Here is a 12,491-nt window from a genome sequence, read left to right as displayed (position 1 = left end):
ATGGTGATTAACTGCGTGGTGTACCGCCACGGCAAACGCGAAGAGCATGTCGAAGTCGATCAAATCAGCGAAGTGCTGAAAGAGGAAAAATCGTTCGTCTGGCTTGGCCTGTATCAACCCGATCCGGCGTTCATGCAAACGCTGCAGGAAGAGTTTAGCCTGCATGAGCTGGCGATTGAGGATGCGCTGGTGGCGCATCAGCGGCCCAAGATTGAGCAGTACGGCGAATCGGTATTTATCGTGGTGAAAACCGCACACATGGAAGATCGCCAGCGCATCAGCTTTGGCGAAACCCACTTTTTCCTCGGCAAAAATTTTCTGATTACCGTGCGTCACGGTTCGGTTGAGGGCTATAAAGCGATCCGCGCTAAAGCCGAGAAAAATCATGCCATGCTGTGCCAGGGACCCGGCTATGCGCTCTACTGCATCCTCGATTTTATCGTCGACAACTACAGCAAAATCACCGAATCGCTGAGTGAACGTATTGCTGACCTGGAAGACGGCATGTTCACCACCCGCTTTGACAGCGTCACGCTGGAGAATGTCTACCACTTGCGGCGTCAGCTGCTGTCGTTGCGCAATGCGGCGATGCCGGTGACAGAGATCTGCCCGCAGCTGGTGCGCTTCCATGAAGATATCATCCCGAAAAATCTGCGCGCCTATCTGCGCGACGTGCAGGATCACGCGCACCACGTCATGATTGATGCCGAAGACATGCGCGAAACGCTGGCCAGCGCCATGCAGGTGAATCTGGCGCTGGTCTCGGTACAGCAGAGTGAGGTGAATAAAAAGCTGGCCGGTTGGGGGGCAATACTGATTGTGCCGACTATCATCTTCAGTATGTACGGTATGAACTTCTCAGACATGCCAGAGCTGCACAGCCACTTTGGCTATCCGGCGGCGCTGGCGGTCACGCTGGTGATCTGTTTCGTTATGTGGTGGCGGCTGAAAAAAGCGGGCTGGCTGTAAGCGTGATGGCCTGCGCGCGCTGTCACCAGACGCGCAGGCCAGGGCGATTTCAGCCTGAAATCGCCAGGCCCAATTCGCCTTAATGTGCGCTGGCAGTAGGGCGCACCGTGATCTCATTGACATCAACTTCGCCAGGCTGATTAATGGCCCAGCTCACCGCCTGCGCAATGGCTTCGGGTTTTAACGCAATCTGACGATAGCTCTGCATGGCCACGCGTGCGGTCTCGTCAGTGATGGTGTCCGCCAGTTCCGATTCCACCACGCCGGGATTAATGACCGTCACACGCAGCTGGCGCGATTCCTGACGCAGGCCATCCGAGATGGCGCGAACCGCGAATTTTGTGGCGCAGTACACCGCTGCCGTCGGCGATACCGCCAGCGCACCAATCGAGGCGATATTGATGATATGGCCGCTTTGCTGCGATTCCATGAGCGGCAGCACGGCAGCGATGCCGTACAGTACGCCACGCACGTTGACATCGAGCATACGATCCCATTCATCCACCTTCAGCGAACTGAGCGGCGACAGCGGCATAACGCCGGCATTGTTGATCATCACATCAACCCGACCATATTTATCGCGGGCAAAATCGGCCAGCTGCTGCGTATCGGCACGCTGCGTCACGTCGGTGGCCAGATAATCCAGTTGCGCGCCGCTGGCACGCAGTTCATCACACAGTATTGCCAGCCGATCGGTACGGCGCGCGCCCAGCACCAGTTTATGCCCCTGACTGGCCAGCAGACGCGCTATCGCTTCGCCGATGCCGCTGCTGGCGCCGGTCAGAATAATCACTTTCGCATTGGAATGAGCCATGATGGTTTCCTCGTGTTGGTTGACGAGGCTATTGTGGAAAACGCCGGCTAAAGCGAACAGACCGGATTGTGGCGTATCATTGCCTGATTATCTCGTCACGGTTGTGAGCAGGGAAGAAACCTGGCTATGCTTTGCCTGAACCTCTCACCGGAAACCCGTTATGTCGCAAACCGTACAACAGCAGACCTGCGCGCTGCTGCGCCAGCTGGCACCGCAGGAAGGTTATACTGCTTCACTGCTCGACAGCGTGCGCTTTATGCGTGCCGACCGGCAGTGGGCGCGCACGCCGGTTCTTTATGAGCCGAGCATCATCATTATCTGTCAGGGCTCGAAGCGGGCGTTTCTTGCCGACAAAATGTATCGCTACGACGCACAGCACTATCTGGTGTTGTCGGTGCCGCTGCCGTTCTCCGCTGAGACTGAAGCGACCTCGGCTGAACCGTTGCTGGGACTGGCTATCCGTCTGGATGCGGCCACGCTGGCGCGACTGGTGACGCAGGTCGCAGCGGCAGACATTCCGCTGGCGGAGACACCAGCCAGCATTATTTCGACGCCGGTAAATGAGACGCTGGCGGACAGCACGCTGCGCCTGTTGCAGGCGCTGAGCGATCCGCTGGAAGCGCAGGTTTTAGGCCCGGCACGGGTAGAAGAGATTTGCTTTCGTGTGCTGCTGGGTGAGCAGGGCGGTGCGGTGCGCGCAGCGCTGACCTATCAGGGGCATTTTGGCCGCATCGCGCGGGCGTTGCAGCGCATTCATGCTGACTGGCAGCAGCCGCTGGATGTGCCGCATCTGGCCAGCGAAGCGGGCATGAGCGTTCCGCGCTTCCATCTGCATTTCAAAAGCGTGACACAGACCTCGCCGATTCAGTATCTCAAGTCGCTGCGGCTGCATCAGGCGCGTTTGATGATGATTCGCGATAATCTCACTGCCGCCGGTGCCGCCGCACGCGTCGGTTACGAAAGTGATTCACAGTTCAACCGGGAGTTTAAGCGGATGTTTGGTCGCACCCCGGCTGACGAGGCGCGGGTGATGAAACGCGCATTTGCGCTGCTGCCGCCGGAACAGTTATCCGCGCGGCTACAGGCACATTAGTTCAGTACGCAATGACGATTGCCGCCACCACGCCAATCCAGAACAGCAGGCTGGCAGCCAGTGCCAGCTGGCACAGTAACCGGCGGGAAAAACTCAGCAGCGCACTGAGGCGCGGCGATAATGTTAATACCATAATCATCCCTCACAACAGCCAGCAACCGATCAGCGCAGCCCCATCACGGCAACCACCAGCAGAATCCAGAAAAATGCACAGCCTGTTAGCAGGAAACGCCAGATCAGATGGCGTTCGGGAGTCAGCAGCGTGTGCAGACGCATACGAAGAAGCAGTGGCATAGCGACCTCAAATCAGAAAGTTTTACCGGGAATATCCGACAGCTGAGAACAGAAAATTCTGTCAGCGAATAAGAACATTCTGACGTGTTATAAGGCCGCGAAACGACAAGACCAGTCTTGAAAACAGGCTGAGAAATTCCTTAGCAGGCAGGCGGTAGCCACAGCGGGCATCAGGTGCCGCTGTGACCATCAGGCACAGCAAAGCCGGTTACACGCTGCGCGTGACGCCGCCGTCCACGCGAATATTCTGCCCGGTGATATAAGCCGCGCCGGGCGAAGCAAGAAACGCAATGGTAGCCGCCACTTCTGCAGCCGTGCCGTAGCGCTGCATGGGCACGCTGTCGCGCCGTTCATCCGTTTTCGGCAGGCTATCAATCCAGCCTGGCAGGACGTTATTGATACGAATATTCTCAGCTGCGTAGGTGTCGGCAAAGATTTTACTGAAAGAAGCCAGACCGGCACGGAACACGGCCGAGGTCGGGAACATGTCGGTGGGTTCAAACGTCCATGCCGATGAGATATTGATGATACTGCCGCCACCCTGCTGCTGCATGATCGGCGTGACCAGACGTACAGCGCGCACTACGTTGAGGAAGTAGGTTTCCATTCCCTGCTGCCACGCATCATCGCTTAATTCAAGGATCGGCGCGCGCGGACCGTGGCCGGCACTGTTAACCAGCACGTCAATACGTCCCCAGCGCGCCAGAGTGGCATCAATCAGTTGCTGCAAATCGTCCACTGACTGATTGGAACCGGTAATGCCGAGCCCGCCCAGACGATTCGCCAGTGCCTCGCCTTTGCCGGAGGAGGAAAGAATCGCAACCCTGAAACCCTCGCTGGCCAGCTTCTCCGCTGCCGCTGCGCCCATACCGCTGCCACCTGCGACAATCACCGCAATTTTTTCTACTGTCATGTGAGTAACCTCATCAATTAAATATCCTGTCATGCCAGTATAATGGTCGGGAGATGCCGCAGAGAGTCAGCTCAGCTGGCAATTGACGATAGGAAAACTACAGGATGAATCAGGGCTTTCAGGCATTACCGTCGCTGAATGCGCTACGGGTATTTGAAGCCGTGACGCGGCACCTTAATTTTCGCCTCACCGCTGAAGAGCTCGGTGTGACACAGGGTGCGGTTGCGCAGCATATTCGCGGTCTGGAGGCCAGCCTGGGCCTGAAACTGTTCGATCGGTTGCCGCGTTCGCTGGCGCTGACCGCTGCCGGTGCAGGCTATGCGGTGCACATTCGACAGGCGTTCGAGCTGATTGATGAGGCGACGCGCACGCTGCGCCCGGAGCCGGATCGCCTGACGCTGAGCGTAACACCGACCTTTGCCAGCCGCTGGATGCTGCCGCGTTTACCGGCATTTACCGCGGCCTGGCCGGATATCGACCTGCGCGTGCTGGCCTCTGAACGGCTAGTGCAGTTTCACCATGAAGGCGTCGATCTGGCGGTGCGCTATGGCCGGCCGCCGTTTGGTAGCGGGCTGGAGGCCACGCTGCTGTTTAGCCAGACGGTGCTGGCGGTGGTCAGCCCGGCGCTGCTGGCACAACACGGTGATGCAGCGCAGCCAGAAAATTGCCTGCGCTATCCGCTGCTGCACGATGGCCATCACCTGTGGCCGGCATTCCTGACGTTTATGTTTCCCGGCCAGTCGCTGCAGCATCAGCATCATCTGCGCTTTAACCAGACCGCGCTGGCGCTGGAAGCGGCGCTGAGTGGTCAGGGTATCGCACTGACCAGCCCACATTTTGTGCAGAACGATCTGGCCAGCGGTCGGCTGGTTCCCGCCTGGCAGCGTGAGATGCCCGTTGATGCCGGCTGGTATCTGGTGGCTCCGCGTCGTCCGCGTGAGCAGGCAACGGTGAGTGCGGTGCGTGCGTGGCTACTCAGTCAGGCGGAGCAGAGCAAAGATTGATGGCTGAGCAACGCGATGCTTTTATGTTCAATAACAAAATCAGTAAAACTGATGATCGTCTGCGAATTATGAATGTTATAACTGACTGAGCATGCATTTTATAAGGTTTATCCTGCACAGGCAGGGTTTTAGGAAAATATCACGCAAATTCAGCAATTAAGGGAAGGAATTGTGCGTTGCAATCTGCTGAGGGCTGTGAATAAATAAAACGCTGAATTTCATAAAAATGCCATAACGGCCAGGCGATAGCCTGCATAACCGTATTACCACCATGACCGATCATAAAATTCTTTTAGCCAGGGATATCAGCGCCAGAAGTGAAAGCATGCAGGCGCACCTCATCGCCATCCGGCGCGATATTCACGCACATCCGGAACTTGGTTTCGACACCGTCCGCACCGCAGCCATCGTGGAGCAGGAGTTGCTGCGCCTCGGGCTGACGCCGCAAACCGGCGTGGGCCGCACCGGCGTGATGGTGGACATTACCGGCGCGCAGCCGGGCAGGACCGTGCTGCTGCGTGCCGATATGGATGCGCTGCCGATTCATGAGCAAACCGGCCTGCCGTTTAGCAGCATCTGGCCGGGTAAAATGCACGCCTGCGGCCACGATATCCACACGGCTACGCTGCTCGGCGTTGCAGCGATCCTCACGGACCTGCGCAGCCAGCTGCGCGGCACGGTGCGGCTGATTTTTCAGCCGGCGGAAGAGACGCCAGAGAGCGGCGCGCAAGCCATGATTGCTGCCGGCGCAGCGCACGGCATTGATGTGGCGATCACGCTGCACAATAAGCCAGAGCTGGCCGCAGGAGAAATCGCCCTGACGCGCGGTGCCAGCACCGCATCCAGCGATGAATTCGACCTGGTGATTCACGGCAAATCCACTCACGCCGCCCGGCCGCACATGGGTACCGATCCGATCATTGCCGCCGCCAGCCTGGTAACGCAGCTGCAGACCATTGTGTCGCGCGAGCTCGATCCGGCGAACTCTGCTGTGCTGACGATTGGCCATATCCACGGCGGCACCACCCATAACATCATCTCCGACAGCTGCCTGATTCAGGGCACCATCCGCGCTAAATCACCGCAGGCGCGCGCTCACATGGAAGACGCTTTCCGCCGCATCTGTGCCGGTGTCGCGCTGTCGCTCAATACGCGGATTGAAGTCAATTATCAGCGAGGCGTACCGCCGCTGATGAATGATGATGCGCTGATTGATGCACTGGAGCCGATTCTGTCGCATCAGTTCGGCAAGCCGGTAGTGGCAAAACCCAGCAGCAGCTTTGGCGCTGAAGATTTCTCGCTGTTTACCGAGCGTGTGCCGGGCTGTCAGATCCATATCGGCTCTGGCGCGCCGGGGCGCGACGACCATCTGCACAACTCCGACTATCAGCCGGACGAACGCAGCATTCACGCTGGCACACAGGCTCTGGCCCGTATAGCGATCGACTTACTCTCCTGATAATAATGAGGTTTTATGATGATGCGTAAAGGGCTGTTCTCCGCCTCCGCGGGCATGTTGCTGCTGGCTGCTGCCGCTGTGGTTCAGGCCAAAGATTTTGGCACGTTAAAATTCGCTACCGAAGCGGCCTATCCGCCGTTTAACCAGTCCACGCCGAGCGGCAAAATTGTCGGCTACGAGCCCGATATGGTGGCCGAACTGGCGAAACGCGCGGGGTTCAAATATGAAATCGTCGCGCAAAAGTGGTCCGGACTGATCCCCGGCCTCGCTGATGGCAAATATGATGCAGTGGTCGATGCCGTCACCGTGACGCCAAAACGTCAAGAAGTGGTGGATTTTACCCATCAGTACACCGTGAGCGTTTCGGGCTTCGTCACGCTGAAGGGCAGCGCAGTGGATACCCTGCCGGGCAACGGTGAAGTGGTACAGGCGACCGATGAAGCCGGTATGAACAAAGCCATCGACGCGCTGAAGGCGAAGTTCAAAGGCAAAACTATTGCGGTGCAGGTCGCTACCATTCAGGCCGATTTTCTCAACAAATACCTCGGTGATGTCGCGACTATCCGTACCTATCAGGCCGGCCCGGAAACCTTCGCCGATCTGCTCAATGGCCGGGTTGATGCGGTCATGGCATCGCGCACCAATCTCAATGCTTATGTGAAAAAACACGCGGATACGGTAAACAGCACCGGTTACGGCTTTGTGGGTGGTGTACTGGGCCAGGGTTCGGCGATTGCCATTCGTAAAAACAATCCGGAGCTGAAAGCCGCGCTGGATCAGGCGCTGGTGTCGATGATCAAAGACGGCACGCTGAAGCAACTGTCTGAGAAATGGTTCGGCGAGAACGTCGCGCCTGCGGAATAATGCTGAGCGCTTATGACTATTGACTGGCAACTGTTAGGTTTTGGTGACGAAGGCTGGGGCGGCGTGCTGCTGGACGCCGCCACCGTCACGGTAACGGTCTCGCTGTGTGCGTGGCTGCTGGGCGCGATGCTCGGCAGCCTGCTGTGCTGGATGCAGATTGGTGGCGGCCGCTGGCAGCAGCGTGTTGCCAGCGGCTACATCACGCTGTTTCGCGGCGTGCCGGAGCTGCTGGTGATCTACCTGTTCTACTTTGGTGGCCGACAGGTGGTCGGGTTTATCGGTGAAGCTATCGGCCTGCAGGGACCGTTTGACGTTAACGGCTTCGTTGCCGGCGCGATCGCCATCGGGCTGATTTCCGGTGCTTATCAGAGCAGCGTATTCCGCGGCGCGTTTTACGCGATTCCCGCCGGCACGCTGGAAGCCGCTACGGTCACCGGTATGGGCCGTTTTATGCTGTTCCGCCGCATGATTGTGCCGCAGGCACTGCGCACCGCGCTGCCGGGCATGGGTAATCAGTGGCAATCGGTGATTAAGGAGTCGGCGCTGGTATCGGTGACCGGGCTGGTGGAAACCATGAACCAGATTTCCACCGCGTCGAATTCCACTCAGATGCCGTTTTTCTTCTACAGCGTAGGCGCGGTGATTTATCTGATTATCACCACCTGTTCAGATTTCTTCTTCCGCTATGTGGAAAAAGTGGCCATGCGCGGGCAACAACGCGCGCGGTTGTAAGGAGCCACGATGGATTTCACCTTTTTACAGCACACGCTGGCGGCGCTGCTGCGCGGACTGCCGCTGACGCTCAACCTGGCGGTATTGTCCCTGCTGGGCGGCGGGATACTGGCGCTGCTGCTGAATCTGCTGCGTCAGCATCGCCTCGGCAGCTACGTTACGCGTTTTTATGTCTGGCTGTTCCGCGGTACGCCGCTGCTGATTCAAATCTTCATGATTTACTATGGCCTCGGCAGTCTGCCGGCGGTGCGCGAAAGCGTGCTGTGGCCGCTGCTGCGTGAGCCTTACTGGTGCGGGTTAATTGCGCTGATTCTCAACGACGCGGCCTATACCGCCGAGATCCTGCGCGGCGGACTGAATGCGGTTAGCGTGCAGTCACTGGAAGCGGCGAAAGTGTGCGGCATGTCGCGCTTCACCACGCTGCGGCGCATCACGCTGCCGCTGGCGGTGCGTCAGGCGCTGCCGGCCTACAGCAATGAGATCATCTCGATGATCAAATCCACGTCGCTGGTGAGCACCATCAGCCTGATGGAGATGACCGGCATCGCCGATTCCATCGTGTCAGAAACCTTCCGCGCGCTGGAGGTGTTTATCAGCGCGGCGATTATCTATCTGCTGCTGACCGTGCTGGTGAGCAAAGCGGTGGCGCTGCTGGAGCGCCGTTTGTCCCCTTATCACGCTGGAGCACGTTAATGAACAAACCCACTATTGCCCTGAGCCATCTCAGAAAAAGTTATAGCGGGCATGAAGTGCTGCATGACATCAGCCTGACGGCGCAGGATGGCGACGTCATTTCGCTGATCGGCGCCAGCGGCTCCGGTAAAAGTACGCTGCTGCGCTGCATCCCGTTTCTTGAAGTGCCACAGGCCGGTGAGATTGCCGTGGGCGATGAAGTGGTCACCCTCGATAACGCGGACGAAAAGCTGAGCCGTGAACAGCGCCGCCGCATTAAGCTGATGCGCATGCAGCTCGGCTTTGTGTTTCAGGGCTTCAATCTGTGGCCGCACAAAACCGTGCTGCAGAACATCATTGAGGCACCGATCCATGTACAGAAGCGCAGCCATCAGGAGGCCGTTGCCGAGGCCGAAGCGCTGCTGCAAAAAGTCGGGTTATACGAAAAGCGCAACGCATGGCCGTCGCAGCTTTCCGGTGGCCAGCAGCAGCGCGTGGCGATTGCCCGGGCGCTGGCGCAGCAGCCGAAAGCGATACTGTTTGATGAACCCACTTCCGCACTCGACCCGGAGCTGGTGGGCGAAGTGCTGCGCGTCATCCGCAGCCTGGCGGAAGAGGGGCGCACCATGATTATCGTCACCCATGAAATGGGGTTTGCGCGCGATGTATCAAACAAAGCGGTGTTTCTGCATCAGGGCAAAATCGAAGAGTCCGGATCGCCGCAGCAGGTGTTTAGCGAACCGATCTCGGCGCGCTGTCGCGCTTTTGTCAGCAGCCACCTGCAGCGCAACAGCTAACCAGATTTGTGCCAATGGTGTTCTAAGCCAAATTATGGAAAAATCGCCCTCCCTCAACGGAGGGCTTTTTTATCGGCGCAGGGAAGGTGCACGTCGTCGCGCACTTCACGTCCATCGATAACCAGCTACCGTCAGGTCTGGCTGCTGTTGCGTTACCGCGCGACAGAGAGGGCCGAAATTTTCCTCATTTTTCTACAGGCGGAGTACGTAATGGGCGCGAAGGTGTGGTTAGTGGATGATGATGTATCCGTGCGTGAGTCGCTGGGATTTCTGCTGCGAACCGTGGACTATGAGGTCGCCGACTTTGCCGACCTGGCATCGTTCGAAACCGCCGCCGCCGGTCAGCAAGCCGTATGCGGCTGTCTGCTGCTTGATGTGCGACAGCCAGAGAGTAGCGGCCTGAGCTGGCTGGCCCGGCAGGGTGCACGCCATCCGCTGCTGCCGGTGATCATCATGACCGGGCATGACACGCTGGAGGCCTGCCGGCGCTTGTTTGCTCAGGGCGCCTTTGCCTTTTTCACCCGGCCGCTGGAGATTGAATCGCTGCTGGAGACGGTCCGGCTGGCGATGCGTGAGAGTGAGCAGCGCGCCAGCCTCTAATGATGCCGCGCCGTGTTGCCGGAAAGCGCGCGCCGGGAAGCCAGCGCGCACAGCAGCGGCACCGGCAGGGTAAACAGCAGTAACAGCCACAACAGCACATACACTGCATCCACGCCGTCGTTTTGCAGATTGTTGTACAGCTGCGCCGGCATTCCGTGGGGAAACCAGGCGAAAATCATCACAATGCCGAATTCGCCCATCGCCCGCACCCACGCCAGTGCCGTAGCCGACGCCAGGCCCGGTGCGGCCAGGGGCAGCGCCAGCCGCCAGAAGCGCGGCCATGGCGCGGCACCCAGCGTCCGGCCCGCTTCAAGGATCTCCGGCGGCACCGCGATAAACGCCGAGCGTGCGCTGGTGACAAAGTAGGGCAGCGCGCCATACCACTGCGCCAGAATAAAGGCGGCGGGATTGTTCACCAGCGTCCAGCCAAGCTTGCTCAGCAGCTGGCCAGGCAAACTGTACGGACCGTACGCGCTGACCAGCAGGATTCCCATCGCCAGCGGCGGCGTCAGCAGCGGAATCATCACCAGCGTTTCCACCAGCCAGCGTATTTTTCCCCGCGCCTGCGACAGCCACCAGGCCAGCGGTAAGCCGGTCAGAAAAATCAGCACCAGCGCGATCGCTCCCAGACTGAGCGAAGTGGTAATCGCCGCGCCGTCACCCCACGCCAGCCGCAGATGTTGCCAGTGTGTGACGCCCATCAGGGTGATAAACGGCACGGCCAGCAGCACCAGGGCGGGCAGCGACAGCCACAGCGCGCCAGCATGGCGGATTTTCATGGCGTATAAAGCCCATCGCCCTTCGGTGCGGCGTAGCCTTGCTGTTTAAACAGCGCCTGTCCTGACGGACTCAGCATGAAATCTACAAAGGCTTTGCCAGCGGCCGTACCGTGCGGCGCATTCCTGAGCACCGCCGCGTAGTAGACCAGTGGCTGGGTGTGCAGCACTTTATCTTTACCCTGGCTGTCTTTGACGCTAAAGCTGACCGTGTTGTACCACTTAGTCGCCATCGCCGGATTGCTGAGGTTGATTTCATCGGGCAGCGCGATGTAAGGCAGATGGGCAGAGATCACTTCGCTTTCATAGCCCGCAGCTGCATCCACCTGACCGCTCTCGAGCCGCGTCAGCAAGCCACCTTCCAGATGGGTTTGTGCGGGATTCTGGTAACCGCCGAGAATGTGGTCAGCGATGCCGGGCTGCCGGTAATACTTCTGCGCCAGTAGCAGGGTGAAAATGATGTTCTGGCCTTTAGGATCGTTTACCGGATCGGTCCGACCAAATTTCAGTCCCGGCGCTGCCAGCAGCTGAAGCCAGCGGCCATCATTGCCTTTGGCTGCGGCAAACTGCGGCGCAAACGGCCCCTTCGGGTTATAGGCGATCACCATGCTGGTGCTGGCTACCGGTACTGCGTTGTCGATCAGTCCGGCGTCTTTCAGGATCTGCATCGGACCGGGAGTAATAGACACGAACACGTCAGCAGTGATTTTTTTGCTCGCCAGCAGGCGCGCCATGCCGTAAGCCCCCTGGCCCTGACCTTCATACTTACCGTCATGCTGTTGTGCAAATGCCGGGCCCAGTGCCTGATCCATCACTTTTCCCATCGAGCCGGCATACGTCACGCGGATATCCATAGCGGCCTGCGCCGGTAAACTCAATCCGCCGGCGGCAGTCATTAACAGTAGGGTAAGCGTCTTCACGCGGAGATTCCTTATCGCTATATAAATGAGTAAATAGCGATTATCGGAATTCTCCGTTTTAGCGCAAGGTAAAATCTGTTGCGAAATCCTGCGGTCGCGCGCCAGTGCCGGGTTTTAGTGCCATTGCAACGCGCGCTGAGAGAAAAAATTCATTTACCGATCCGTGAGCTACCGCAAACACAGGCGGCCAGCCGTCTGCTGGTTAAATAAGCGGCTATAGTTATCCCAGTTGGATTATTTTGCATGCCGCTGGGCGTGCACCTTTTCCTCATTTGCCTGGAGCCCGTTACTACGTCACGAGGTTTAACGTGTTTGCCGATCTTTCCTGGAAAATTATTCATCAGGTCATCAACCAAACCATCGCTGAGATGGTGGATGAACAGCAAACGCTGGACGTGCTGAGCCTGCGCAGGCGCTTAAGGGAAATGGCGGAGAACGAAACTAACGAGGAGATGGTGCTGTGTTACTGGCAGGCCAGCAAAGTGCTGACGCGTTTGCCGCCCACCGTCACCGCCAGCCAGCTGATAGAAGAGGCGCGCCATGCGTTCCGCAGTCCGCCCAGTCACGATTCGCTTTAACGCGAA

At 58.4% G+C, this 12,491-nt stretch carries 16 protein-coding genes; 10 read left to right on the top strand and 6 right to left on the bottom strand.

Annotation, left to right across the window (positions count from 1 at the left end; genetic code table 11):
• Positions 1 to 969, top strand: a complete 969-nt coding sequence (corA, locus tag AC6I7J_RS22015; protein ID WP_021508858.1) for a magnesium/cobalt transporter CorA — start codon at positions 1 to 3, stop codon at positions 967 to 969.
• Between the two features lie 79 nt (positions 970 to 1,048).
• On the opposite strand, the gene AC6I7J_RS22010 is transcribed toward corA, so the two are convergent.
• Complete coding sequence (locus AC6I7J_RS22010) at positions 1,049 to 1,783, bottom strand: SDR family oxidoreductase (RefSeq protein WP_058781030.1); 735 nt, start codon at positions 1,781 to 1,783, stop codon at positions 1,049 to 1,051.
• A gap of 160 nt (positions 1,784 to 1,943) precedes the next feature.
• Here AC6I7J_RS22010 and AC6I7J_RS22005 point away from each other — a divergent pair, with 160 nt between their 5' ends.
• Complete coding sequence (locus AC6I7J_RS22005) at positions 1,944 to 2,876, top strand: AraC family transcriptional regulator (protein WP_021508860.1); 933 nt, start codon at positions 1,944 to 1,946, stop codon at positions 2,874 to 2,876.
• A gap of 1 nt (position 2,877) precedes the next feature.
• On the opposite strand, the gene AC6I7J_RS22000 is transcribed toward AC6I7J_RS22005, so the two are convergent.
• The 3 genes from AC6I7J_RS22000 to AC6I7J_RS21990 form a co-directional block, all read right to left on the bottom strand.
• Positions 2,878 to 3,009 carry a hypothetical protein gene (locus tag AC6I7J_RS22000; RefSeq protein ID WP_262417950.1) on the bottom strand — a complete coding sequence of 44 codons (132 nt, stop codon included), beginning with the start codon at positions 3,007 to 3,009 and terminating at the stop codon, positions 2,878 to 2,880.
• Positions 3,010 to 3,038: 29 nt separating this feature from the next.
• Positions 3,039 to 3,170 carry a hypothetical protein gene (locus AC6I7J_RS21995; RefSeq protein ID WP_256378117.1) on the bottom strand — a complete coding sequence of 44 codons (132 nt, stop codon included), beginning with the start codon at positions 3,168 to 3,170 and terminating at the stop codon, positions 3,039 to 3,041.
• A gap of 208 nt (positions 3,171 to 3,378) precedes the next feature.
• Entirely contained in the window at positions 3,379 to 4,083 is a 705-nt protein-coding gene (locus tag AC6I7J_RS21990; RefSeq protein ID WP_498007348.1) for an SDR family oxidoreductase, read from the bottom strand.
• A gap of 104 nt (positions 4,084 to 4,187) precedes the next feature.
• On the opposite strand from AC6I7J_RS21990, the gene AC6I7J_RS21985 reads away from it, so the two are divergent.
• From AC6I7J_RS21985 to AC6I7J_RS21955, 7 genes are all read left to right on the top strand, one after another.
• On the top strand, positions 4,188 to 5,087 hold the full coding sequence (locus AC6I7J_RS21985) for a LysR substrate-binding domain-containing protein (RefSeq protein ID WP_498007347.1): 900 nt from the start codon (positions 4,188 to 4,190) through the stop codon (positions 5,085 to 5,087).
• A gap of 271 nt (positions 5,088 to 5,358) precedes the next feature.
• Entirely contained in the window at positions 5,359 to 6,546 is a 1,188-nt protein-coding gene (locus AC6I7J_RS21980) for a M20 metallopeptidase family protein (RefSeq protein ID WP_498007346.1), read from the top strand.
• A 15-nt stretch (positions 6,547 to 6,561) separates the two neighbouring features.
• Positions 6,562 to 7,410, top strand: a complete 849-nt coding sequence (locus tag AC6I7J_RS21975; RefSeq protein ID WP_241493834.1) for a transporter substrate-binding domain-containing protein — start codon at positions 6,562 to 6,564, stop codon at positions 7,408 to 7,410.
• 12 nt (positions 7,411 to 7,422) lie between these two features.
• Positions 7,423 to 8,142, top strand: a complete 720-nt coding sequence (locus AC6I7J_RS21970; RefSeq protein ID WP_058758979.1) for an ABC transporter permease — start codon at positions 7,423 to 7,425, stop codon at positions 8,140 to 8,142.
• A gap of 9 nt (positions 8,143 to 8,151) precedes the next feature.
• Complete coding sequence (locus tag AC6I7J_RS21965) at positions 8,152 to 8,835, top strand: ABC transporter permease (protein ID WP_058758980.1); 684 nt, start codon at positions 8,152 to 8,154, stop codon at positions 8,833 to 8,835.
• On the top strand, positions 8,835 to 9,611 hold the full coding sequence (locus tag AC6I7J_RS21960; RefSeq protein WP_058758981.1) for an ABC transporter ATP-binding protein: 777 nt from the start codon (positions 8,835 to 8,837) through the stop codon (positions 9,609 to 9,611). The genes AC6I7J_RS21965 and AC6I7J_RS21960 overlap by 1 nt, the downstream gene beginning before the upstream one ends.
• A gap of 210 nt (positions 9,612 to 9,821) precedes the next feature.
• Positions 9,822 to 10,211, top strand: coding sequence for a response regulator transcription factor (locus AC6I7J_RS21955; protein ID WP_088517427.1), 390 nt, complete (start codon positions 9,822 to 9,824; stop codon positions 10,209 to 10,211).
• Here AC6I7J_RS21955 and AC6I7J_RS21950 read toward each other — a convergent pair.
• Together AC6I7J_RS21950 and AC6I7J_RS21945 are read right to left on the bottom strand one after the other, a co-directional pair.
• On the bottom strand, positions 10,208 to 10,990 hold the full coding sequence (locus AC6I7J_RS21950; RefSeq protein WP_282954469.1) for a molybdate ABC transporter permease subunit: 783 nt from the start codon (positions 10,988 to 10,990) through the stop codon (positions 10,208 to 10,210). The genes AC6I7J_RS21955 and AC6I7J_RS21950 overlap by 4 nt on opposite strands.
• Positions 10,987 to 11,883 (bottom strand): extracellular solute-binding protein, encoded by an 897-nt coding sequence (locus AC6I7J_RS21945; protein ID WP_132463956.1) that lies wholly within the window; start codon positions 11,881 to 11,883, stop codon positions 10,987 to 10,989. Before AC6I7J_RS21945 ends, AC6I7J_RS21950 begins: the two co-directional genes overlap by 4 nt.
• A 332-nt stretch (positions 11,884 to 12,215) precedes the next feature.
• Here AC6I7J_RS21945 and AC6I7J_RS21940 point away from each other — a divergent pair, with 332 nt between their 5' ends.
• Entirely contained in the window at positions 12,216 to 12,485 is a 270-nt protein-coding gene (locus tag AC6I7J_RS21940; RefSeq protein WP_010616678.1) for a hypothetical protein, read from the top strand.
• The last annotated feature ends 6 nt before the right edge of the window (positions 12,486 to 12,491 follow it).

The organism is Type-C symbiont of Plautia stali, assembly GCF_059730935.1.
Note: the sequence above shows the minus strand (reverse complement) of the source record. Positions and strands in the feature narration are given on the sequence as shown.

Excerpts from the sequence above, each read along its gene's own strand:
- corA (WP_021508858.1), top strand. The coding sequence starts at position 1 with ATGGTGATTAACTGCGTGGTGTACCGCCACGGCAAACGCGAAGAGCAT.
- AC6I7J_RS22010 (WP_058781030.1), bottom strand. The coding sequence starts at position 1,783 with ATGGCTCATTCCAATGCGAAAGTGATTATTCTGACCGGCGCCAGCAGC.
- AC6I7J_RS22005 (WP_021508860.1), top strand. The coding sequence starts at position 1,944 with ATGTCGCAAACCGTACAACAGCAGACCTGCGCGCTGCTGCGCCAGCTG.
- AC6I7J_RS22000 (WP_262417950.1), bottom strand. The coding sequence starts at position 3,009 with ATGGTATTAACATTATCGCCGCGCCTCAGTGCGCTGCTGAGTTTTTCC.
- AC6I7J_RS21995 (WP_256378117.1), bottom strand. The coding sequence starts at position 3,170 with ATGCCACTGCTTCTTCGTATGCGTCTGCACACGCTGCTGACTCCCGAA.
- AC6I7J_RS21990 (WP_498007348.1), bottom strand. The coding sequence starts at position 4,083 with ATGACAGTAGAAAAAATTGCGGTGATTGTCGCAGGTGGCAGCGGTATG.
- AC6I7J_RS21985 (WP_498007347.1), top strand. The coding sequence starts at position 4,188 with ATGAATCAGGGCTTTCAGGCATTACCGTCGCTGAATGCGCTACGGGTA.
- AC6I7J_RS21980 (WP_498007346.1), top strand. The coding sequence starts at position 5,359 with ATGACCGATCATAAAATTCTTTTAGCCAGGGATATCAGCGCCAGAAGT.
- AC6I7J_RS21975 (WP_241493834.1), top strand. The coding sequence starts at position 6,562 with ATGATGATGCGTAAAGGGCTGTTCTCCGCCTCCGCGGGCATGTTGCTG.
- AC6I7J_RS21970 (WP_058758979.1), top strand. The coding sequence starts at position 7,423 with ATGACTATTGACTGGCAACTGTTAGGTTTTGGTGACGAAGGCTGGGGC.
- AC6I7J_RS21965 (WP_058758980.1), top strand. The coding sequence starts at position 8,152 with ATGGATTTCACCTTTTTACAGCACACGCTGGCGGCGCTGCTGCGCGGA.
- AC6I7J_RS21960 (WP_058758981.1), top strand. The coding sequence starts at position 8,835 with ATGAACAAACCCACTATTGCCCTGAGCCATCTCAGAAAAAGTTATAGC.
- AC6I7J_RS21955 (WP_088517427.1), top strand. The coding sequence starts at position 9,822 with ATGGGCGCGAAGGTGTGGTTAGTGGATGATGATGTATCCGTGCGTGAG.
- AC6I7J_RS21950 (WP_282954469.1), bottom strand. The coding sequence starts at position 10,990 with ATGAAAATCCGCCATGCTGGCGCGCTGTGGCTGTCGCTGCCCGCCCTG.
- AC6I7J_RS21945 (WP_132463956.1), bottom strand. The coding sequence starts at position 11,883 with ATGACTGCCGCCGGCGGATTGAGTTTACCGGCGCAGGCCGCTATGGAT.